Here is a 20,653-nt window from a genome sequence, read left to right on the forward strand (position 1 = left end):
AGACGTTCATGCCGGTCGATTCTAGCCCAAGCCCCCTGCCCGCTCCCCCCACGCTGTGCCTTCTGCGCACCTCGGCGATCGGCGATGTCACCCACGTGGTACCGCTGGTGCGCACGCTGCAACGGGCCTGGCCGCAGACGGCGCTGACCTGGGTGGTGGGCAAGCTCGAGCGCAGGCTCGTCGGCGACATCGAGGGGGTGGAGTTCGTCACCTTCGACAAAGGCGCCGGCCTGGCCGGGATGCGCGCGGTCTGGAATGAATTGCGCGGACGGCGCTTCGACGCGTTGCTGCAGATGCAGGTAGCGGCGCGCTCGAACCTGCTGAGCCTGGGCATCCATGCCAATCGGCGTGTCGGCTACGACCGCGCGCGTTCGAAGGACCTGCACAGCCTCGTGATCAACGAGCGCATCCCCGCGCGCACCGGCGAGCACGTACTCGATGCAATCGGCAGCTTCTGCGAGCCGTTGGGGCTGAAGCAGACGCAGGTGCGCTGGGACATCCCGGTCCCCGAGGAAGCGCACGCGTGGGCCGAGCAACAACTATCGGGGGAGACGCCCACCCTGCTGGTCAGTCCCACGTCCAGCCATGCCCTGCGCAACTGGTATCCGGAACGCTACGCGGCCGTGATCGACCACGCGCTGGCCCACGACTGGCGCGTAGTACTGGTAGGTGGCCCGTCCCCCGGCGAGCGCACGATGGCCGATGCGGTGCTGGCGGCCTGCAGGCGTCCGCCGCTGGACCTCACCGGCAAGGACACGCTCAAGCGGATGCTCGCCATGTGTGGTCGAGCGCAACTGTTGCTTACGCCCGATTCCGGGCCGATGCACATGGCCAATACCGTCGGCACCAAGGTGTTGGGGCTTCACGCGGCCAGCAATCCGAACCGCTCCGGACCGTATTCGGATCGCAGCTGGTGCGTGGACAAGTATGACGAGGCCGCGCGCCGTTTCCTGGGCAAGCCGGCAAGCGAGCTGCCCTGGGGAACGAAGATCGAGCGCCCCGGCGTGATGGAGCTGATCGGTGTGGACGATGTGATCGAGCGGTTCGAGGCGTTTGCTTCATCGCGCGGGCTTGGCTGATGCGGCTCCCTCTCCCGAAGGGCAAGGGATCCGGACGCAGGTGTGGAGCAGACGCTTCGACCTCGCCTGGGGGACCACGCTCAGCCTAACGGGTCTCTGAACCCTTCAACCTGAGCGCAGCGCACGGCGGCGGAGCCGACGGGCCGCCTCACGCGCCCGGCGAGCGGTAATCCTGGTAGGACTTTTCCTCGACCAGCTGCGATCCGAGCTTGAGGTTGATCTCGCGCTTGACCGCCGCGCGCACGTCGTTGCGGAAGTACACCGAACGGGCCAGCTCGACGAACTCGGCGTCGAACGCCTGCGCCTTCTCCTTCAGCCGGATGCGGTCTTCGATGTCCCACAGCGCCTCGTTGACCGCGAGCAGCCGCGCGCGCTCGTCACCGATGTCGGTCTGCGAGGCAGCGTCGTTGGCCCAGGTCGCGTTGAGCAGGTCCAGCTCGTTGCGCACATTGGCCAGCTTGGCCGGATCGCTGATCTGGCGCGACTTGATCTCCAGGATGGTGATCTTGTCGATCAGCTCGCCATAGGAAACCGGGACTTGGATGAGGCTCATGGGGACTCCGGGGAATCAGGGGTAATCGACGACGTCGGCGACAAGCCACGGATGGGCCGCCGCTGCAAACGCGCGCCGTTGCTGCAGCGCGCAGACGGTACGAATATCGCCATCCATCGCACGATCGCGGTGCATGAAGGCGATCCGCTCGCGCAGCAGGGCGTGGGCGGTCTGCACGGCGGTGCCGGCGTGGAACTCCTCGCTGCCGGCCAGCGCCGCCATCAGCTGGCGCACTTCCCGCTCGAACTGTGGGTAGTGCGGATGGCCTTCGCGTGGCGCATTGCCGATCTTGGCGGCCAGCGCGAGCCATTCGCCGCGCGCGGCCAGGCGGCGCGCGGCGTTGAGCATTTCACGGCGGTAATCGAGCGCCTGCGCCGCGGTGTACAGCTCCAGCGCCAGCACGTGACCCAGGTCCTCCATCATCTCGAGCACGTGGCGCGCCTCGTTGGCGCCCATCGAGACGTGGTCTTCGGCATTCGCGCTGGTGGGGATCGAATACACACTGGCCGGATGCGCACGGGTGGCCAGGTCGTTGACCAGCGCGGCGGCGGTGTACTGCACGATCATGAAGCCCGAATCGGTGCCGTCCTCGTTTCCGGTGAGGAAGGCCGGAAGGCCGTCGTTGGTGGCCGGGTCGACCAGCTTGTTGAGTCGTCGCTCGGAGATGGAGGCCAGGACCGGGATCGCGGCCTTGACGTAGCTCATCGCCAGCGCCAGCGGCATGCCGTGGAAGTGGCCGGCGGAGATCACCTGCTCCTCGATGAACTGCGCCCCTTCGGCATCGGGGAAGATCAGCGGATTGTCGGTCACCGAGTTGAGCTCGACGTCGATCACGCGGCAGGCCTGCGCCCAGGCATCGCGTACAGCGCCGTGCACCTGTGGCATGCAGCGCAGGCAATAGGCGTCCTGCGGCTGGTGCTTCTTGCCGCCCTTGAACGGCAGGAAGCGGTCGTAGAACGCTTCGCGGCCATGACGCTGGTTGGCCGGCACCCAGTCCCAGCCGATGTCGAAGGACAGTGCCTGGTCCTCCGGCAGCGTCCACGCATCGGCCGACCACGGCTTGAAGCGGGGCACCAGGTGGTAGGGAATGTCGACCAGCGTCGAACCGGCCAGGAGCTGGCGCACGTGCGACGCCGCCTCCACCTGACCGGGGTGCGGACGCAGCGCGTGCACCTCGGGCCGCAGCGCGCCGCTGCGGCCGGCGAAGGCGTCCAGCGTCATGGACGCGGCAAGGTCGGCCACGCCGAGCAGGTATTCAAGCTCGTCCAGCGCCAGCACCGCGGTGGCCAGCATCTGCGCCGTGCCGTTGTTGAGCGCCAGGCCTTCCTTGAACGACAACCGGATAGGCTCCAGGCCCGCACGCTTCAGCGCCTCGTCGCCCGGCAGTCGTTCGCCGTCGAAGAAAGCCTCGCCACCGCCCAGCAGCACGATCGCCAGGTGCGAGAGCGGCGCGAGATCGCCGCTGGCGCCGACCGAACCCTTCTCCGGCACCACCGGCACCACGCCGCGGTTGAGCATCGCGGTGAGCGCCTGGAGCGTGGACACGCGGATACCGGAATGGCCGCGCATGAGCGTGTTGATGCGGATCACCAGCATCGCCCGCACCACTTCCGGCGCGAACGGTTTGCCCACGCAGACGGCGTGGGTGACGATCAGGTTGTGTTGCAGCTCCTCCATGAGGCTCGCGCCGCCCTTGGACGCATCCTGCACCGCCAGCTCGTCGCGCATGCGATGCCCGCCGAGGAGCTTGTCCGCGTTGCTGCCGAAACCGGTGGTCACGCCATAGGTCGGCTCGCCGCAACTGACCTTGTCGGCCAGGAAATCGGCCGCGTGCTGCACGCGCTCGAGCTGCGTCGCGTCCAGCTCCACCGGCACGCTGCGGCGCGCCGCGGCAACCAGCTGCGCGCGGGTGAGGCTGCGGCCATCGAGAATGATCTTGTCCACCGGTGCTCCGTCGTGTTCGTGGGTGAGCCCGTGGCTCACTGCCCCATCGCCGCTGCCTGTTCCAGTTCCACGCGCAACGCCTTGACCAGCTCGCCGCGCGCCACTTCGAATTGATCGCCGCGGCGCAGGTCCTTGACCGTGACCACGCCCTTGGCCAGCTCGTCTTCACCCAGCACCACCGCGAAGCGGATGCCGGCGCGATCGGCGTACTTGAACTGCTTGCCGAGCTTGCCGCTCTCCAGCACCACCTCGGTAGCGATGCCGGCAGTGCGCAGTTCATTGGCGATGGCAAGGTAGGCCGGCAATTGCGCAGGGTCCATCTGCGTCACCAGCACGTCGACGGTGCTGCGCGCGTTGCCCAGCAGGCCGGCGTCGCGCAACTGCCAGAACAGGCGCGTCAGGCCGATCGAGATGCCCACGCCCGGCAGCCTCGACTTGGTGTACTGGCTGGCCAGGTTGTCGTAGCGGCCGCCCGAGCAGATCGAGCCGATCTGCGGGTGGTCGTTGAGCGTGGTCTCGTAGACGGTGCCGGTGTAATAGTCCAGGCCGCGGGCGATCGAGAGGTTCAGGGCGAAATGCGATTCGGGCACCCCGAAGTCGCGGATCAGGCCGAGCACTTCCTTCAGTTCCGCCCTGCCCTGTTCGAGCGCCTCGGAGCCGCTGCCCAGCGCGTCCAGCTTGGCGAAGGCGTCCTGCAGCGAAGTCGAGCGCACCTGCACGAAGTCCAGGATCTTCGCCGCGACGTCGGCCGACAGGCCGAAGGCCTCGCTCGTCAGCGTGTCGCGCACGTAGTCGGGACCGCGCTTGTCGAGTTTGTCCACCTCGCGCAGGACCAGCATCTGCTGTTCGGCGTCGGCCACGCCCAGGCTCTCGAAATAGCCGCGCATGAGCTTGCGGTTGTTGAGCTGGATGGTGAAGGCACCGATGTCCAGCTCGCGGAAGGTGCTGTAGATGACTGCCGGCAGCTCGGCGTCGTAGCGGGTGGTCAGGCTGTCCTTGCCGATCACGTCGATGTCGCACTGGTAGAACTCGCGGAACCGGCCGCGCTGCGCGCGCTCGCCGCGGTACACACGCTGCATCTGGTAGCGGCGGAATGGGAACGACAGGTCGTGCTCGTGCTCGGCGACGTAGCGCGCAAGCGGCACGGTAAGGTCGAAGCGCAACGCCAGTTCCGGCGTGCCTTCCTTGGCCAGCGCGCCGGTGGACTGCACGAAGTACACCTGCCGCTCGGTCTCGCCGCCGCTCTTGGTCAGCAGCACGTCGGAGAACTCGATCACCGGCGTTTCCACCGGCAGAAAACCGAAGCGCTCGAAGTTGCGGCGGATGGTGTCGAGCATGCGCTGGAACGCGATCTGGTCCAGCGGCAGCAACTCGAGCACGCCGGGCATGGTGCGGGCCGGGGTAAGCGCCATGGAATCCTCTGCTTGCGGGTAACGGGAGCGGCGCTGAAGGCCGCGCAACGGCAGCCGCCTAGGTTAGCAGAAGGGCAAGCCCGCCCCGGCGCGCGATGCGCGAAAAAAAGCCGCGGGGATGTTGCCAAGCCCGCGCCGGCTCACTAAGATACGCGGCTCCACGGGGTGTAGCTCAGCCTGGTAGAGCGCTACGTTCGGGACGTAGAAGTCGCATGTTCGAATCATGTCACCCCGACCAAGGTTCGTGGAAAGGCCACCGCTAGCGGTGGCTTTTTCTTTGGCGGGCTCCCGCAGGAGTGCATCCTGGTGCGCGACCGAAGTGCGTGGCGGTCGCGCCGAACGGCGCTCCCCGCAAGGTCAGGTGGTGGCCATGGCAGCCAGCTGATCCATTTCCTCCGCATCGAAACCGGCCGCCAGCCGCGCGGGACGGTTGAAAGGCCCGCGCAGGCTTCCCCCCATGTAATCGCGCAGCAGCTGCACGAACGTTGCGCGCGGTTCCAGCCCGTCGCGCTCGCAGCACCAGCGGAACCATCGCGTGCCTGCCGCCACGTGGGCAACCTCCTCGCGCAGGATGATGTCCAGGATGGCGATGGTGCGCCCGTCGCCGACGCCGCGCAGGCGCTCGATCATGCCGGGCGTCACGTCAAGGCCCCGCGCCTCCAGCACGCGCGGCACCAGCGCCATGCGGGCGAGGTCGCTGTGCGCGGTCTTTGCGGCCATCTCCCACAGGCCGTTGTGGGCATCGAAATCGCCGTAAGCGTGACCGAGCTCGGCCAGCCGGTCCCTCAGCATGGCGAAATGGCGCGCCTCGTCGTGGGCGCAGCTGGCCCAGTCGCGGTAGTAGTCATCGGGGAAGCCGCGGAAACGGTAGACCGCATCCCACGCCAGGTTGATCGCGTTGAACTCGATATGCGCGATGGCGTGGACCAGCGCGGCCCGGCCTTCGGGCGTACCCAGCCCGCGCTGCGGGACGTGGCGTGCTTCGACCAGGCCGGGACGTGGCGGCCGGCCCGGGGCTGCGATCGGCTCCGGAGGCGACGCCTCGGAATCCGGATGAAGTTCGCCCGCCTGAAGTGCCCGCCATGTGTCGTGGGTCAGGCGCAGTTTCTCTTCCGGATCGCTGGCGTCGAGGCAGCGCCGGGCGGCTTGGTGCAGGTCGGTCATGCGGCAAGTTTACGTCGCGGCTTGCGTTGCAACGCCACCCCATCGACCGCATAGTGGCGTTCCACGTCTCCAGGGAACAGGACATGTCCAACCTTCATGCGGTCGAGATCAAGGCGTTCGTGCCAGCACGTGACTACGACCTGTCACGACGCTTCTACGCCGACGTGGGCTTCGAGGAAAAGTCCAACTTCGATGGCGTGGCCTACTTCGCCCAAGGCGAATGCAGTTTCCTGCTGCAGCGCTTCTACGAGCAGGCGCACGCCGACAACTTCATGATGCACCTGCTGGTGGACGATGCCGACGCGTGGCACCGCCACCTGGTCGAACAGGACATCGTCGGCCGCTATCGCGAGCACAACGTGCGGATGACGGCCCCGGCGGACCGCCCGTGGCGCATCCGCGATTTCCACCTGATCGATCCCTCCGGCGTGTTGTGGCACATCGGCCACAACATCCGGTGAGCGAGGTTACGCGCTACGGCGGGCGGCCTTGGCGTCGTCCGAGCGCAGCATCTCGATCTGCTGCAGGTAGTCGCGGTCCAGGCCGGTGACGTACTCACCGGAGAAGCAGGACGTATCGAACTGCCTGAGCTCCTCGTTGCCGTCCTGCACCGCCCATACGAGGTCGGCCAGGTCCTGGTAAATCAGCCAGTCGGCGCCGAGCATCTGCTCCACTTCTTTCTCGGTCTTGCCGGCGGCGACCAGTTCGCTGGCCGAAGGCATGTCGATGCCGTACACATTCGGATAGCGCACGGGCGGCGCGGCCGAGGCGAAATACACCTTCTTCGCTCCCGCATCCCGGGCCATCTGGATGATCTGCCTGGAGGTGGTGCCGCGCACGATCGAATCGTCCACCAGCAGCACCGTCTTGTTGCGGAACTCCAGGTCGATCGCGTTCAACTTGCGGCGCACCGATTTCACGCGGTCGCCCTGCCCCGGCATGATGAAGGTGCGGCCGACGTAGCGGTTCTTGACGAAGCCCTCGCGGAACGGCACGCCGAGTGCGGTGGCCAGCGAGCTGGCGGCGGTGCGTGCGGTGTCCGGGATCGGGATCACCGCGTCGATGCCGTGGTCGGGGCATTCGCGCATGATCTTCTGCGCCAGCTTTTCGCCCATGCGCAGACGGGCCTTATACACCGAAACGTCCTCGATCATCGAATCGGGCCGCGCCAGGTAGACGTACTCGAAGATGCATGGTGCATGCACCGCGGCCTCGGCGCAGCGGCGCGCGTGCAACTCGCCGTCGACGGTGATGTAGACCGCCTCGCCGGGCGCCACGTCGCGCACGCGCTTGAAGCCGAGCACGTCGAACGCGACCGATTCGGACGCCACCGCGTATTCGCGACCCTCAGGCGTCACGCGCTCGCCCAGCACCAGCGGGCGAATGCCGTGCGGATCGCGGAAAGCCAGCAGGCCGTAGCCCTGGATCAGCGCCAGGCAGGCGTAGCCGCCGCGCGCGCGCGCGTGCACGCCGGCTACCGCCTTGAAGATCTGATCGGGCGTGAGCGCCATGCGGTCCTGGATCTGCAGCTCGTGCGCGAGCACGTTGAGCAGCACCTCGGAATCGGAATCGGTATTGATGTGCCGGCGATCGTCCTGGAACATCTCGCGGCGCAGCGCCTCGGTGTTCACCAGGTTGCCGTTGTGGGCGAAGGCGATGCCGTAGGGCGAGTTGACGTAGAACGGCTGTGCCTCGTCGGCGTTGTCGGAGCCGGCAGTCGGGTAGCGGCAATGGCCGATGCCGATGCTTCCGCGCAGGCGGCTCATCGAGGCCTGGTTGAACACGTCGCGCACCAGGCCGTTGCCCTTGTGCAGGCGCAGGTGCGCGCCATCGACGGTGACGATGCCGGCCGCGTCCTGGCCCCGGTGCTGCAGCACCGTAAGTCCGTCATAAAGCGCCGATGCCACTTCGGTGGGACCGACGATGCCGATGATTCCGCACATGGTTTGATGCCCTGATGTCGTTAAGCGTGTTTCAGGTGAGCGTGGCGGCTTGAGCGGCCGAAAGGACAGATTGCGCCGGCGCGGGTGAACCGCCCGGAAGTACCGGCAAGGTGACCGGCGGCAACTTGGGCAACGGGGCCGGCCGGTGCAGGTAACGGCGCACGCTTTCCGGCACCCGGTCACCCAGCCAGGCAGCCACGCCGGCGAACTGCGGCAGCAACAACGAGCGTTGCCAGCCAGCCTCGCGGGTGAGCCCGGTGAAGCTGGCCAGGAACACCGCCAGCGTCACCAGCAGCACACCGCGCGCAAAGCCGAACACCATGCCAAGCAACCGGTCCAGCCCGCCCAGGCCGATGCCCGACAACAACCGTCGCGCCACGAAACGCAGCAGCGCGCCGACGATCAACACGACCGCAAAGCACAACCCGTAGCCGAGCAGGATCCGCGCCGCAGGCAGCGAAATGCTGTGCTCGAAGTGCGCCGCGACCACCGGCCCGAACGTCCAGGCGACCCAGAACGCGGCAACCCAGGCGACCAGCGACAGCACCTCCGACACCAGCCCGCGCCACAGTCCGACCAGCACGGACAGGGCCAGCACGCCGAGGATGGTGAAGTCGATCCAGTTCATGCCGCCCCCGGTGGACCGCGCCTTACGGCACGCTCACCACATTGCCCGCCATCCCGAGCTTGGCCTTGATCTGGTCGCGCACGCGCTCGGCGTCCGTCCGCTGGATCTGCGGACCGGCGCGCACGCGCCACAGCGTGCGACCACCGCTGCTGACCGAATCGGTAAAGCCATCGAAGCCGGCCGCGCGCAACTTGTCGCGCAGCGCATTGGCGTCGGCCTGGCTACCCATCGCGGCCACCTGCACTGCGTAACCGCCGGCACGCGCCGGTGCCGCGGCAGGTGTCGCGGGCGCGGCGGCAACATCACCATGCTGGTCGCTGGCGCCACTTTCAAGGTGCGCCGGCGCGCCGGGGATGCTCTGGGTGATCTTCAGGCGTGCGGCTTCGGCGGCCGTGCGCGTCTGGAACGGTCCGGCGGTGACCAGCGTGAGCGCGCGGCCGCTTTGGCGGATCGGCGCACCGCTGACGGGATAGCCAAGCGCGCGCACCTTCCGGATCAATCGCTGCGCGCCGTCATTCGAATAGGCGCTGAGGTTGAGCGTGAAGTTGCCGCGCGCGGCCGTGCCGGCGGTGTCGGCCGGTACGCTGGCGGCCGTCGGTTCTTCGACCGGCTTCGCGGCCGGCTGCTCCGCAACCGGCGCGGGCGTGGCCGGCGTTTCCGGTTGCGGCGCCGGCGCGGGCGGCGTGGCCGCATCGGGTTCCATTTCCACGTCGTGCGGGCGGCGCGAGGCGATGTCGACCGTGGCCAGGCGGTCCGACGATGCCGGTGCGCTCGACTGCGCGCGCGCCGGAATCACCGGCGCGGTCGTGCTGCCGCTGGCCGGGGCATTCGGGTCCAGGCTCATCGTGCGCGTCTGCAGGTCGCGATCGGGCGCCGGCGGGATCGCCAGGCTCACCGCCTGATCGCCCGCGGCCGTGGGCGGCGTGCTGGAAAAGAACATCGGCACGAACAGCACCGCCAACGCAATCAGGACGAAGGCACCCAGCAGGCGTGTTTTCAAGACTGGAACTCCAAGGCGGCACGGCATGCAACAGGACGATTATACCTGCCCGTGCCACCGGCACGGTTCGCTCAGGCGTCCGGTTCAGCCAGTACCGCGCCCGCGACGAAGAACGAGCCGAACGCAAGGATGCACTCGCCGGGCCGCGCCTGCGCGCGCGCGGCGGCCAGCGCGTCGGTGACGGTCGGATGCGCGTCGAACTTCGCCTCCGGCAGGGTCTGGCGCAATGCCTCGGTCAGCGCGCCGATGGGCAGGCCCCGGGGCGATTCCCGGTCCAGCCCGGCCAGGTGCCAGTGGTCGACCAGCGATCCCAACGCGGCCAGTACGCCGGCCACGTCCTTGTCCGCGAGGACACCGTAGACCGCGTGCACCCGCGGAAACCGGCGAAGCTTGAGCCAATCGGCCAGCGCGCGCGCCGCCTGGGGGTTGTGCCCGACGTCGACCACCACCGCAGGGTCGCCGCCCAGCGATTGCAGGCGCGCCGGCACCTGCACGGCCGTGAGTCCATCGGCCGCCGCCTGGCCGAGCGCGATCGGTGATTCGAGGCTGCCGGCGGCGTCGAGCGCGTGCAGGGCGGCAATCGCGGATGCGGCGTTGGCGTACTGCACCGGTGCGGCCAGGGCCGGATCGGGCAGTTCGAACGCGGTGCCGTCGCGGTGTTGCCAGCGCCAGCCCCGGGCGTGCCGTTCCACGCGGAAGTCCTGCCCCGCCCGCTGCACTTGCGCGCCGCTGGCGGCCAGCGCATCGAGCAGGCCGGCCGGCGGTTCGAGCTCGCCCACGATGGCCGGGCGCCCGTGGCGCGCAATGCCGGCCTTTTCGCGGCCGATGCTGTCGCGGTCGTTGCCCAGCCAGTCCATGTGGTCCATGTCGATGGTGGTAACGACCACGGCGTCGGCATCGACGATGTTGACCGCGTCCAGCCGCCCGCCGAGGCCGACTTCGAGTACGGCCACGTCGAGATCGGCCCGGGCGAACAGGTCGAGCGCGGCCAGCGTGCCGTATTCGAAATAGGTCAGCGGGACGGCGTCCGCACCGCTACCACGCGCCGTTTCGATGCGCTCGAACGAGGCGACCAGCGCCTCGTCCGTGGCTTCGTGGCGGTCGATGCGGATGCGCTCGTTGTAATGCAGCAGATGCGGCGAGGTGTAGCAGCCGACCCGCCTGCCGGCCGCGGCCAGCATCGCTTCGAGCAACGCGACCGTGGAGCCCTTGCCGTTGGTGCCGCCGACGGTGATCACGCGCCGTGCCGGTGCCGGGGCGCCCATGCGTTGCCATACCTTGCGCACGCGCTCCAGGCCGAGCTCGATACTGTGGGGGTTGACGCCTTCCTGGTAGGCCAGCCATTCGGCGAGCGTGCGGAGCATGGGGGTCCTTCGTGGCAGGGCGGCGCGCAGCTTAAGGCATCGCTGGATCGGGTGCCTCGTCGCTGGTTCTTTCCTGGCTTTCCCGCGACTCACACGCACCGCGACGGATCAAAGCTTCGCGCCCCGCAACCGCAACGCATTGGTCACCACCGATACCGACGACAAACTCATCGCCAGTGCCGCGACCATCGGCGACAGCACCACGCCGAAAACCGGATACAGCAGGCCGGCCGCCAACGGCACCCCGACGGCGTTGTAGACGAATGCAAAGAACAGGTTCTGGCGGATGTTGCGCACCGTCGCCTGCGACAGCGCCCGCGCCCGCCCGATCGCGGACAACTCGCCCTTGACCAGCGTGACCTGCGCGCTCTCCATCGCCACGTCCGCGCCGCTGCCCATGGCGATACCGACATCCGCCGCCGCCAGTGCCGGCGCATCGTTGATGCCATCGCCCGCCATCGCCACCCGACGTCCTTCACGCCGGAGCCGCTCGACCACCGCGGCCTTGTCCGCGGGCGAGACATCGGCATGCACCTCGTCGATGCGCAACTGGTGCGACACCGCCCGCGCCGTGGTGGCGTTATCGCCGGTGAGCATCACGATGCGCAGGCCCTCGCGCCGCAGCGTGTCGAGCGCGGCGGGCGTGTCGGGCTTGATGCGATCGGCCACCGCCACCAGGCCGGCCAGCCCGCCCTCGACCGCCAGGAACATCACGGTGGCGCCATCGCCACGCAGGCGCTCGGCCTGATGCGCAGCGGGTTCGTCCAGCGCGACATGAAGTTCATCGAGCAGGCGTGCATTGCCCAACGCCACGTCGCGGCCCTCGACCTGCGCGCGCACGCCACGGCCGGTGAGCGCGCGGAAGCCGGTCGCCGCCGGTATCGCCATGCCCTCCGCAGCAGCGCCGGCAACGATCGCGCGTGCCAGCGGATGCTCGCTCGCCTGCTCCAGTGCGGCGGCCAGACCCAGCAACTGCGCGCGCGTCAGGTCGCCAAAGGCAAGCACGTCCTTCAGCACCGGACGTCCTTCGGTGAGCGTGCCGGTCTTGTCCACTACCAGCGTGTCGACCCGATGCAGCGCCTCGATCGCCGCGGCGTCGCGGAACAGCACGCCCGCCTGCGCGCCGCGTCCGCTGGCCACCATGATCGAGATCGGCGTGGCAAGTCCCAGCGCGCAGGGACACGCGATGATCAACACCGACACGGCGGCGATGAGCGCATGCGCCAGTCGTGGCTCCGGCCCGGCCACCGCCCAGGCGGCGAACGCCAGCACCGCAACCGCCACCACCGCGGGCACGAACCACGCGGCCACGCGATCGGCGACCCGCTGCAACGGCGCGCGACTGCGCTGGGCCTGCGCGACCAGCGCGACGATCTGCGCCAGCATCGTCTCGCCGCCCACCTTCCGGGCACGCAGCAACAGCGTGCCGTCCTGGTTCACCGTACCTGCGGTGAGGCGATCGCCCGCCGTCTTGGCGACGGGCATCGGCTCACCGGTGAGCATCGATTCGTCGACGTGGCTCTCGCCCTCGGTGGCGATGCCGTCGACCGGCACTTTCTCGCCGGGACGCACGCGCAGCAGGTCGCCCACGCGCACCGCCTCCAGCGGCACGTCATGCTCGTGACCGTGCTCCAGGCGGCGGGCGGTCTTGGGCGCCAGTCCGAGCAGGGCCTTGAGCGCTTCACCGGTCCGGCGGCGTGCGCGCAGCTCCAGCAGGTCGCCCAGGGTGACGAGGGTGACGATCACGGCCGCCGATTCGAAGTACACGCCCACGCGGCCGTGGATGCGGAAGCCGGCCGGGAACAGGTCCGGCGCGAGCAGCGCGACCACGCTGTAGAGCCAGGCCACGCCGGTGCCGAGCGCGATCAGGGTATACATGTTCGGCGACCATGGCCGGAGCGAGCGCCAGCCGCGCCGGAAGAACGGCGCGCCACCCCACAACACCACGACGCTGGCGAGCAACGCCTCGATCCAGCCCAAGGTACCCGCCCAGTTCATCGGCCAGGGGCGACCGGTCAGGTGCGGCCCCATCTCCACCACCAGCGCCGGCAGCGTCAGCGCGACCAGCCAGCCGAAGCGGCGCGCCAGCGCGTTCACCTCGCCACCGTCGTTGGCGTCCGCGCCGGGCGTGAGCGGTTCCAGTGCCATGCCGCACTTGGGGCAGTCGCCCGGCCCGACCTGGCGCACCTCCGGGTGCATCGGGCAGGTGTAAATGGCACCGGGATCGGCGGGCGGTGTCGGGCGCTCGCCCAGGAACTGCGCGGGCGCTTGGGTGAATCGTTCACGGCAACGCGCGCTGCAGAAATACCAGGTCCTTCCGCCATGCTCGGCGCGGTGTTCCGCCGTGTGCGGATCGACATCCATGCCGCACACCGGGTCCTTGACGAGGTGTGCATGCCCCTCTGTCGCGTCGTGTGCCTCCCGCTGGCAGCAGGCGGCTGCCGGCGCCGGCGTGTCGCCGACAAAGTCGCCGGGCGCGGCAATGAATCGCTCGCGGCAGCGTGCGCCACAGAAATGGTAGGTGCGGCCGTCGCGGGCGGCATGGTGGGGCGTGGTGGCCGGGTCCACTGTCATGCCGCATACCGGATCGCGCTCGCCCGCCGTCGTGGGCGCGTGGCAGCAGCCGCTCATGGCCGCTCCTCCCCGTCCAGCGCGCGCAGGATCGGACACGCATCCGGCGAGCCGTGGCCAGGGCAGGCTTCGACCAGTTCGGCCAGGCCGGCGCGCACCCGCTCCAGTTCGGCGATGCGCGCCTCGATGTCGGCCAGGCGCTGCTGCGCCCGCTGCTTGACCGCCTTCACCCCGCGCTGCCGGTCGGTGGAAAGCGCAAGCAGCTCGCGGATCTCTTCCAGCGTGAACCCGAGGGTCTTGGCGCGGCGGATGAAGCGCAGCTGGGCGACGGTGCCCTCGCCATAACTGCGGTAGCCGGAAGGACGTCGCAGCGGCTCGGGCAACAGCCCTTCGCGCTCGTAATAGCGGATGGTGTCGATGGCAACGCCGGCGCGCTTGGCGACGGCACCGATGGTGAGCGGGGTTTGGGTGTTCATGGGCCAAGTCTAGACCTTTGATCCAGGTCCAGAGTCAAGCCCTTCCGTGTCGGCAGGGGCTTCAGCCCACCGAAGCCGGGTGAGTGCAAAAGCAGTGGGCGGAAGCCAACCCTGCGGGTCGCTCAGCGACCGAGGATGGTGTGCACCCACTCGACGTAGCGGTCGACGAACCCCTGCAGGAACTTGCGCGTGCTGTCCACGGTGATGTTGCCCTCGCCATCCACCGGGCCGTCGTCCTTGAACTGCACGAACACCTCCGGTTGCCCCAGCAATGGGACGTCCAGGTAGGCCAGCGTGTTGCGCAGGTGCTGCTGCGCCAGCGCGCTGCCGGTGGAACCGATCGAGGCACCGATCACCGCCCCCGGCTTGCCGGCGAAGGCGTTGGTGCCATAGGGGCGCGAGGCGATGTCGATGGCGTTCTTCAGCACGCCGGGCACAGACCGGTTGTACTCCGGGGTCACGAACAGCAAGGCGTCCGCGGCCTGGATCTGTTGCTTCAGGGCCTTCCACGGCGCCGGGTAGTTGCCGTCGAGGTCCTGGTCGTACAACGGCAGGTCGCCGATGGCGATGTGTTCGAACGCCAGTTCACCCGGAGCCAGCTTTTCGACCGCGCGAGCGAGGCGGCGGTTGAAGGAGTCCTTGCGCAGACTGCCGACCAGAACGGCCACTTTGATGGTCATGGGAGTATCTCCGCGTGGTGCGCGCCCCGCCGGGCGTCAGCGTTTCGTGAAAGGCCGCGGCGCGACTGCTCCTATGGGTCCATAGGTACCCCACAAGGTCAGACACGGCCGCGATTCGGCTGAGCATGCCGCCGGCGCCGGCAACGCCCCGTGAGCGCGGAAAGCCTTCCGTCCCTTGGCACGGAGCCTGCTAGCCCAGCCCTTGGCCCGCCTACAAAAAAGCGGGCGACGGACCGGACGATTCGCGTAGGATCGTCTTCAACGCAGGCACACCGCCGGGAGTTCCGGCTTGCTTGTTTGAGAGGAGGGGCCGCGGACTGCAGGGACTTGCAGCCGTCGCCAAGCGGGGACAAGGGGATGCGAACACTGTCCACAGCGAGAATCTGGAACCGATGCAGGCTCCCGTTGATCGGCAGCGTGCTCGGTTTGCTGTGGCTGTGGTTTGGCGTGGTGCACGCGGCCATGCTGCTGGACGGCGGCTGGCGCGAGGCGCGCGCCGGCGACACGCCCGCCATGGTGCTGGAGCAATTCCACAAGGGCCAGCTGGCCGCGTTCGACCCCTCACTGCTGCACGGTTTTCCGCGCGAAGGCCTGGGTACCTGGGTCGTACTGCGCCCGCAGCCGCCGTGGGTGGACGAGGAGCGGGTGCTCACCATCTATCCGCCCGCGCTGGGGCGGATCACCGTCTATAACGAGAAGGGGCCGATCAGCCGCCTGGCCCTGGACGACGTCAGCGGGCCGACGCTGGGCCACGGGCGGCTGGCGTTCCGCTATCCGGCCAGCGTGCCCGCCTCCACCGTCATCCTGCTGAAGCTCGAGCCGGTGGACGGACTTTCGCCGCCGCTGAGTTTCCACCTGGAATCGCTGACCGCCTTCCTCGCCCACGACGCGCACTGGCTGACGCTGTTCAGCGCGTGCTTCGCGGTGATGCTGGCGATGGCGCTGATGGCGCTCTGCTTTGCCCTGATGCTGCGCGACAACACCTTCTTCTGGTACGCCGGCTACATCTTCTGCTACGCGCTGATCCAGAGCATCCAGACCGGCTTCCTGTTCCATCCGCTGGAGGCGAGCTGGCTGGCGCCCTCGGCCAGCCTGCTCGAGTCGGCCTCGATCGCGTTGTCGGTGGCTTTCGCGGCGCTGTTCATGGCGCGATTCTGCGAGCTGCAGCGCTTTGCTCCCCTGCTGCGCGCGCCGGTGCTGGCGCTGGCGATCGGGATGCCGCTGCTGGTGCTGATGCGCAGCAGTTCGATCGGCGTGCTGGTGGACGTGGCTCAGGCGCTGGTCGATCCGCTGCTGATCCTGGGCGCACTGCTCATGCTGCTCACCGCCATCGTGGCCGCCTCGCACGGCTCCCGCCACGCATGGTTCTTCCTGGTCGGCTGGACGCCGCTGCTGGCGCTCACCGCGCTGTCCACGGCGCAGCTCAGTGGCGCCCTGCCCGACATGGGCTGGATCAGCGACGCCAGCGTGGTGGCCGGCGCGTTCGAGGCGATCGTGCTCTCGATCGGCCTGGGCGACCGCGCGCTTACGATGCGGCGCGACCGCGACATGGTGCGCGCGCTGGCCGACAACGATTCGCTCACCGGCGTGCTCAACCGCCGCGCATGGAACGAAGGCGCCGAGACCATGCTGGAGGAAAGCACCGGCCGTCCGGTGGCACTTCTGTTCCTGGACCTGGACCGCTTCAAGCTGCTGAACGACCAGCAGGGCCATCGCGCGGGCGACCGCGCACTGATCGAAGTGGCCGAGGCGCTGCGCGCCGAGTTGCGTCCCTCCGACCTGCTCGGTCGCTACGGCGGCGAGGAATTCATCGCCATGCTGGATGGCGTGGTGGAAGAACAGGCCATGCAGGTCGCCACCCGTCTGTGCCGGCGCGTGCATCGGCTGGAGATCCCGGTCAACGGCGAGTTCATGCTGAGCGTGAGCATCGGCGTGGCCATGCGCACGCTGGCCGACACGGTGGAAACACTGATCGAACGGGCGGACCAGGCGATGTACCAGGCCAAGGTGAACGGCCGTAACCAGGCGCGCCTGTACGACCGGCCGCGTGCCATCCCCGACCAGATCTGGCCGCGGGTGACCGAGGTGGAGAAATAGCGCGCCCACGCCTGCCCATCCATCTGCCGGTACTTCCCGCGTGAGCGGGGAGCACTCACCTGGAGGCGTGCCGGCCTGGATCTTCTTCCCGCGGCCGGCCAGCTTTTCCCCCGCTTGCGGAGACAGTTGCCGGAAGGGCGGAGCGGAAAAGACCTGCCTCGCGCCCTGGCGCTTCGTCAGCCGGCCAGCCGCCGCGCCGCGGCCACCACATCCGCCTCGCCCGGCAGCACCAGGAATGCCGCCCCTGCCAGCGGCGTGAACGTGTCGGCACCGACCACCCGCTCCAGCGGCGTGGCGCCAAGGCCCGCCTCCACGATGGCGGTGATCACGCCCTCGCCCACGCCGGCGCTCTTGCGGCCCTCGTCCAGCACCAGGATCCGCTTGGCCGTCTTCGCCTGCGCCGCGATGAAAGCGTCATTGAGCGGCGCGAGCCAGCGCAGGTCGACCACACGCACCTTCCACTTGAACTCCACCTCGATGGTATGCGCGGCGCGCAGCGCCATCGGCACGCCATTGCCGAAGGTGAACACGACCAGGTCCTCCGCGTCCTCGCCATAAACCCTGCCCTCGCCCAGCACCATGGCTTCGCCCGGTGCCGGATAGGCGAACTGCCACTGGCCGTCGCCGGCTTCGTAGAGGTCCTTGGTCATGTACAGCGCGATCGGCTCGAGGAAGGCGCACACGCGCCCGTCCACTTTCGCCAGCGCGGTGAGCGTGCGCAGCATGGTCGCCGCGTCGTCGCCGCGGCTGGGGCAGCCGACCACCAGGCCCGGGATGTCGCGCAGCGCGGCGATCGAGTTGTCGTTGTGGAAGTGGCCGCCGAAACCGCGCTGGTAGCCCAGCGACGCCACACGCATCACCAGCGGGTTGCGGTACTGGTCGTTGGAGAAGAACTGCAGGCTGGCCGCCTCGCCGCGGATCTGGTCGCCGGCGTTGTGGAAATATGCCAGGTACTGGATCTCCGGGATCGGCAACATGCCCATGTTGGCGTAGCCCTGGGCCAGGCCAAGGATCACCGTCTCGTCCAGCAGCGTGTTGAACACGCGGGTGTTCTTGAAGGTCTTATGCAGGCCCTTGGTGACCGTGTACACGCCACCCTTCTGCGCCACGTCCTCGCCGAACAGCAGCGACTCGGGGTACTTGGCCATGATGTCGTGCAACGCCTGGCCGATCTGGATGGCCAGATGACGCGGCGGCTGGTTCTCCGGCAGCTTCTCTTCGCTGCCGAAGGCCTTCAGGCGCGCCTCGGCGTAATCGGTGCGCTCGGCTTCGGCCTTCACTTTGGCGGGCGTGTAAGGTGCGAGCGGTGCCATCACGTCGTCCAGGCGCTCGAGCCTGGGTCGGCGGTCGGCGTCCTCGGCGGCGGCGAAGCAGCGCTTGCGGGTGGCTTCGTACAGCGCCAGCAATTCGTCCTTGGTGTACAGGCCCGATTCCAGCGCGATCGCAGCCGAACGCAGCAGCGGATCGGTCGCCTCCACCGCGCACAGCTCCTCGATGCTGCGCCACTCGATCTCGAAGTCGGTGCCGGCGTGGCCCATCACGCGGGTGGTCTTCAGGTGCAGGAAGGTCGGCCGGCGCGTGCTGCGGCAATGGTCGACCGCGCGCTGCACCTGGGCGTAGCCCTCGGCCAGGTCCAGTCCGTCGGCGAAGAAGTAGTCCAGGTTGGAGCGCGAGCGGTAGTTGGCCGCGACCCAGTCGGTCGGGGTCTTCACCGAGATGCCGATGCCGTTGTCCTCGCACACGAACAGCACCGGCGCGGGCAGCTTCTGATAGGCCGTCCAGCCGGCCGCATTGAAAGCGGTCTGCGCGGTAGCGTGGTTGGAGGAAGCGTCGCCGAACGAACAGATGGCGATGGAGTCGTCCGGCACCGGCAGCGCGTGGCCGATGCGCCGCGCGTGGTCGATGGCGATCGCCGTGCCCAGCGCCTTGGGCAGATGCGAGGCGATGGTCGAGGTCTGCGGCAGCACCCAGAGCGGCTTGGAGCCCCACACCTTGTGGCGGCCGCCGGAGGCCGGATCGTCCTTGCTGGCGGCAAAAGAGAGCGCCGAATCCATCACCGGGTCCATGCCCGGCAGCTTGCGGAAGCGCTCGGCCATGAAGCCGCCGGAGCGGTAGTGCAGGAAGGCCGGATCGGTGTGCCGCGTCAGCCGCGCCACCATCGCGTTGCCCTCATGGCCCGACGAACCGATCGTGTAGAACACCTTGTTCTGCACGCGCAGCACGCGCGCCATCAGGTCCAGGTGGCGGCTGATCAGCTGCGATTCGAACAGTTCGCGAAAGCCCCGCGCGTCCAGCGCACTGCCCGGCAGCACCGGTTGATCATCCCGCGGGGCGCCGCGCACTTGGCCTTCCCACAGCGTCACGAACTCGCTGAAGTTCTGGTCGACGATCTCGGCGCGGTTGAAGCCTTTGTGGCGGGCAGTGATGGGGAATGGCAGGGACATGACGGTTCTTCGGAAAGTTGAGGTTGCAATTGTAGGGTGGGCTCCAGCCCACCGCGCCTGGCGCGGCCGGGAACGATGGGGCGGATGTCGACCCCACCGATCTCGATCAGGCCTGCATGGGTGAGTGACCCGGCTGCGCGCGTACGCGGTCAAGCCAGGCCAGGATGTTCGGATACGCCGACAGATCGAAACCGCCGTCGCCGGCACAGTGCGTGTAGGCAAACAGCGCGATGTCCGCAAGCCCGTAGCGCTCGCCCACGAACCACTCGCGCCCGCCAAGATGCTTTTCCATCACCCCCAGCACCGCCTTGCCGCGCTCGATCAGCGCTGGAACGTCGGCCTGGCGCGGATGCCCTGCGGGCAGCCAGCCGCGAATGAAGCGCGCCACCGCGATGCACGGCTCGTGGCTGTATTGCTCGAAAAACAGCCATTGCAGCGTCTGCGCGCGCAACCAGGCGTCCCCGGGCCAGAACGGCGTGCCATCGGCGAGATAACAGAGGATCGCGTCGGACTCGGCCAGCCGGCGCCCGTCCTCGAGCTCGAGCAACGGCACTTTGCCGTTGGGATTCTTCGCCAGGAATTCAGGCGTGCGCGTCGCACCGCCCGCACTGTCGACATCGATCCAGCGGTAGTGGCGACCAAGCTGGTCGAGCAGCAATTGCAGCTTGTAGCAATTGCCGGAGGCCCGCATGCCGTAGATGGTGATCATGCCCGTGCCTTTTGGCGCGCCCGCCACTGTTCGCGGGTCTGGCCCCAGATCTCCGTGGGCGAATCCTCGTAAGGGGCGGGAAGCTTGCCGGGTCCCCGGCAGGTCGAGCCCAGACGCTGCGCGAGTGCCTGCGACGGAGCGTTGTCCGGATGGATCGAGTGGATGACTTCGTCCCAGCCCAGGTTGTCGAATGCCCAGTCGATCGCGGCGGTCGCGCCTTCGACGGCGTAACCCTTGCCCCAGGCGGCACGGGCCAGTCCCCAGCCGACCTCGGTGCCGGGCCAACCCTCCGGGAACCAGGGACCGAGGCGACCGACCCACTGGCCGCTGGCCTTCTCGATCACCGAGAACATCGAAAAGCCCTGGATCATCCAGGCGCCTGCGGAAGACAGGAATCCACGCCATGCCAGCGCGCGCGGCTGCTGCCCGCCGATGAAGCGGGCGGCCTCCGGGTCGGACATGTTCGCCGCATAGGCATCGAAGTCCTCGATGCGCGGCGGGCGCAGGATCAGGCGGTCGGTTTCGATGCGGATGTCCGGAACGTGCAAGGCCTGTCTCCTGATAGCCCTCTCCCATCGGGAGAGGGACC

The 20,653-nt window shown here is 68.5% G+C and carries 17 protein-coding genes and 1 tRNA gene; 4 read left to right on the top strand and 14 right to left on the bottom strand.

Going from position 1 to position 20,653, the window contains the following annotated elements:
• Nucleotides 1-8: 8 nt before the first annotated feature.
• Nucleotides 9-1,079, top strand: coding sequence for a glycosyltransferase family 9 protein (locus tag LQ772_RS10120; protein ID WP_425600784.1), 1,071 nt, complete (start codon nt 9-11; stop codon nt 1,077-1,079).
• Nucleotides 1,080-1,227: 148 nt separating this feature from the next.
• Here LQ772_RS10120 and LQ772_RS10125 read toward each other — a convergent pair whose 3' ends face one another.
• The 3 genes from LQ772_RS10125 to hisS are packed head-to-tail and all read right to left on the bottom strand — an operon-like array spanning nt 1,228 to nt 4,988.
• On the bottom strand, nt 1,228-1,632 hold the full coding sequence (locus tag LQ772_RS10125) for a DUF6165 family protein (RefSeq protein WP_231320601.1): 405 nt from the start codon (nt 1,630-1,632) through the stop codon (nt 1,228-1,230).
• Nucleotides 1,633-1,647: 15 nt separating this feature from the next.
• Nucleotides 1,648-3,576, bottom strand: coding sequence for an HAL/PAL/TAL family ammonia-lyase (locus LQ772_RS10130; protein WP_231320602.1), 1,929 nt, complete (start codon nt 3,574-3,576; stop codon nt 1,648-1,650).
• 35 nt (nt 3,577-3,611) lie between these two features.
• Nucleotides 3,612-4,988, bottom strand: coding sequence for a histidine--tRNA ligase (gene hisS / locus LQ772_RS10135; protein ID WP_231320603.1), 1,377 nt, complete (start codon nt 4,986-4,988; stop codon nt 3,612-3,614).
• A 161-nt stretch (nt 4,989-5,149) separates the two neighbouring features.
• Here hisS and LQ772_RS10140 point away from each other — a divergent pair.
• A tRNA-Pro gene (locus LQ772_RS10140) sits at nt 5,150-5,226 on the top strand.
• A 119-nt stretch (nt 5,227-5,345) separates the two neighbouring features.
• Here LQ772_RS10140 and LQ772_RS10145 read toward each other — a convergent pair.
• Nucleotides 5,346-6,152, bottom strand: a complete 807-nt coding sequence (locus LQ772_RS10145) for a ferritin-like domain-containing protein (RefSeq protein WP_231320604.1) — start codon at nt 6,150-6,152, stop codon at nt 5,346-5,348.
• A gap of 83 nt (nt 6,153-6,235) precedes the next feature.
• On the opposite strand from LQ772_RS10145, the gene LQ772_RS10150 reads away from it, so the two are divergent.
• Nucleotides 6,236-6,613: a VOC family protein gene (locus LQ772_RS10150; protein WP_231320605.1), complete on the top strand. Its 378-nt coding sequence runs from the start codon at nt 6,236-6,238 to the stop codon at nt 6,611-6,613.
• A gap of 6 nt (nt 6,614-6,619) precedes the next feature.
• On the opposite strand, the gene purF is transcribed toward LQ772_RS10150, so the two are convergent.
• The 7 genes from purF to LQ772_RS10185 all read right to left on the bottom strand — a co-directional run bounded on the left by purF (nt 6,620) and on the right by LQ772_RS10185 (nt 14,814).
• Nucleotides 6,620-8,095: an amidophosphoribosyltransferase gene (gene purF / locus LQ772_RS10155; protein WP_231320606.1), complete on the bottom strand. Its 1,476-nt coding sequence runs from the start codon at nt 8,093-8,095 to the stop codon at nt 6,620-6,622.
• A gap of 31 nt (nt 8,096-8,126) precedes the next feature.
• Nucleotides 8,127-8,723, bottom strand: a complete 597-nt coding sequence (locus LQ772_RS10160; protein ID WP_231320607.1) for a CvpA family protein — start codon at nt 8,721-8,723, stop codon at nt 8,127-8,129.
• Between the two features lie 22 nt (nt 8,724-8,745).
• Nucleotides 8,746-9,723 carry an SPOR domain-containing protein gene (locus LQ772_RS10165; protein WP_231320609.1) on the bottom strand — a complete coding sequence of 326 codons (978 nt, stop codon included), beginning with the start codon at nt 9,721-9,723 and terminating at the stop codon, nt 8,746-8,748.
• Between the two features lie 71 nt (nt 9,724-9,794).
• Nucleotides 9,795-11,087: a bifunctional tetrahydrofolate synthase/dihydrofolate synthase gene (gene folC, locus LQ772_RS10170; protein WP_231320611.1), complete on the bottom strand. Its 1,293-nt coding sequence runs from the start codon at nt 11,085-11,087 to the stop codon at nt 9,795-9,797.
• Nucleotides 11,088-11,195: 108 nt separating this feature from the next.
• A complete protein-coding gene (locus LQ772_RS10175; protein ID WP_231320613.1) occupies nt 11,196-13,718 on the bottom strand; it encodes a heavy metal translocating P-type ATPase in 2,523 nt (840 codons plus the stop codon).
• The gene (locus LQ772_RS10180; protein ID WP_231320615.1) at nt 13,715-14,134 is read right to left on the bottom strand and encodes a heavy metal-responsive transcriptional regulator; all 420 of its coding nucleotides are present in this window, start codon (nt 14,132-14,134) and stop codon (nt 13,715-13,717) included. Before LQ772_RS10180 ends, LQ772_RS10175 begins: the two co-directional genes overlap by 4 nt.
• 122 nt (nt 14,135-14,256) lie before the next feature.
• Nucleotides 14,257-14,814: an NADPH-dependent FMN reductase gene (locus tag LQ772_RS10185; protein WP_231320618.1), complete on the bottom strand. Its 558-nt coding sequence runs from the start codon at nt 14,812-14,814 to the stop codon at nt 14,257-14,259.
• Nucleotides 14,815-15,231: 417 nt separating this feature from the next.
• On the opposite strand from LQ772_RS10185, the gene LQ772_RS10190 reads away from it, so the two are divergent.
• The gene (locus LQ772_RS10190) at nt 15,232-16,911 is read left to right on the top strand and encodes a GGDEF domain-containing protein (RefSeq protein WP_231320620.1); all 1,680 of its coding nucleotides are present in this window, start codon (nt 15,232-15,234) and stop codon (nt 16,909-16,911) included.
• A gap of 176 nt (nt 16,912-17,087) precedes the next feature.
• Here LQ772_RS10190 and LQ772_RS10195 read toward each other — a convergent pair whose 3' ends face one another.
• The 3 genes from LQ772_RS10195 to LQ772_RS10205 form a co-directional block, all read right to left on the bottom strand.
• Nucleotides 17,088-19,355, bottom strand: a complete 2,268-nt coding sequence (locus tag LQ772_RS10195) for a thiamine pyrophosphate-dependent enzyme (protein ID WP_231320621.1) — start codon at nt 19,353-19,355, stop codon at nt 17,088-17,090.
• 106 nt (nt 19,356-19,461) lie between these two features.
• Nucleotides 19,462-20,064: a glutathione S-transferase family protein gene (locus LQ772_RS10200; RefSeq protein WP_231320622.1), complete on the bottom strand. Its 603-nt coding sequence runs from the start codon at nt 20,062-20,064 to the stop codon at nt 19,462-19,464.
• Complete coding sequence (locus tag LQ772_RS10205) at nt 20,061-20,612, bottom strand: GNAT family N-acetyltransferase (protein WP_231320623.1); 552 nt, start codon at nt 20,610-20,612, stop codon at nt 20,061-20,063. Before LQ772_RS10205 ends, LQ772_RS10200 begins: the two co-directional genes overlap by 4 nt.
• Nucleotides 20,613-20,653: the final 41 nt, after the last annotated feature.

It is taken from the genome of Frateuria edaphi, assembly GCF_021117405.1.
In the GTDB taxonomy this organism is placed as follows: Bacteria; Pseudomonadota; Gammaproteobacteria; order Xanthomonadales; family Rhodanobacteraceae; genus Frateuria_A; species Frateuria_A edaphi.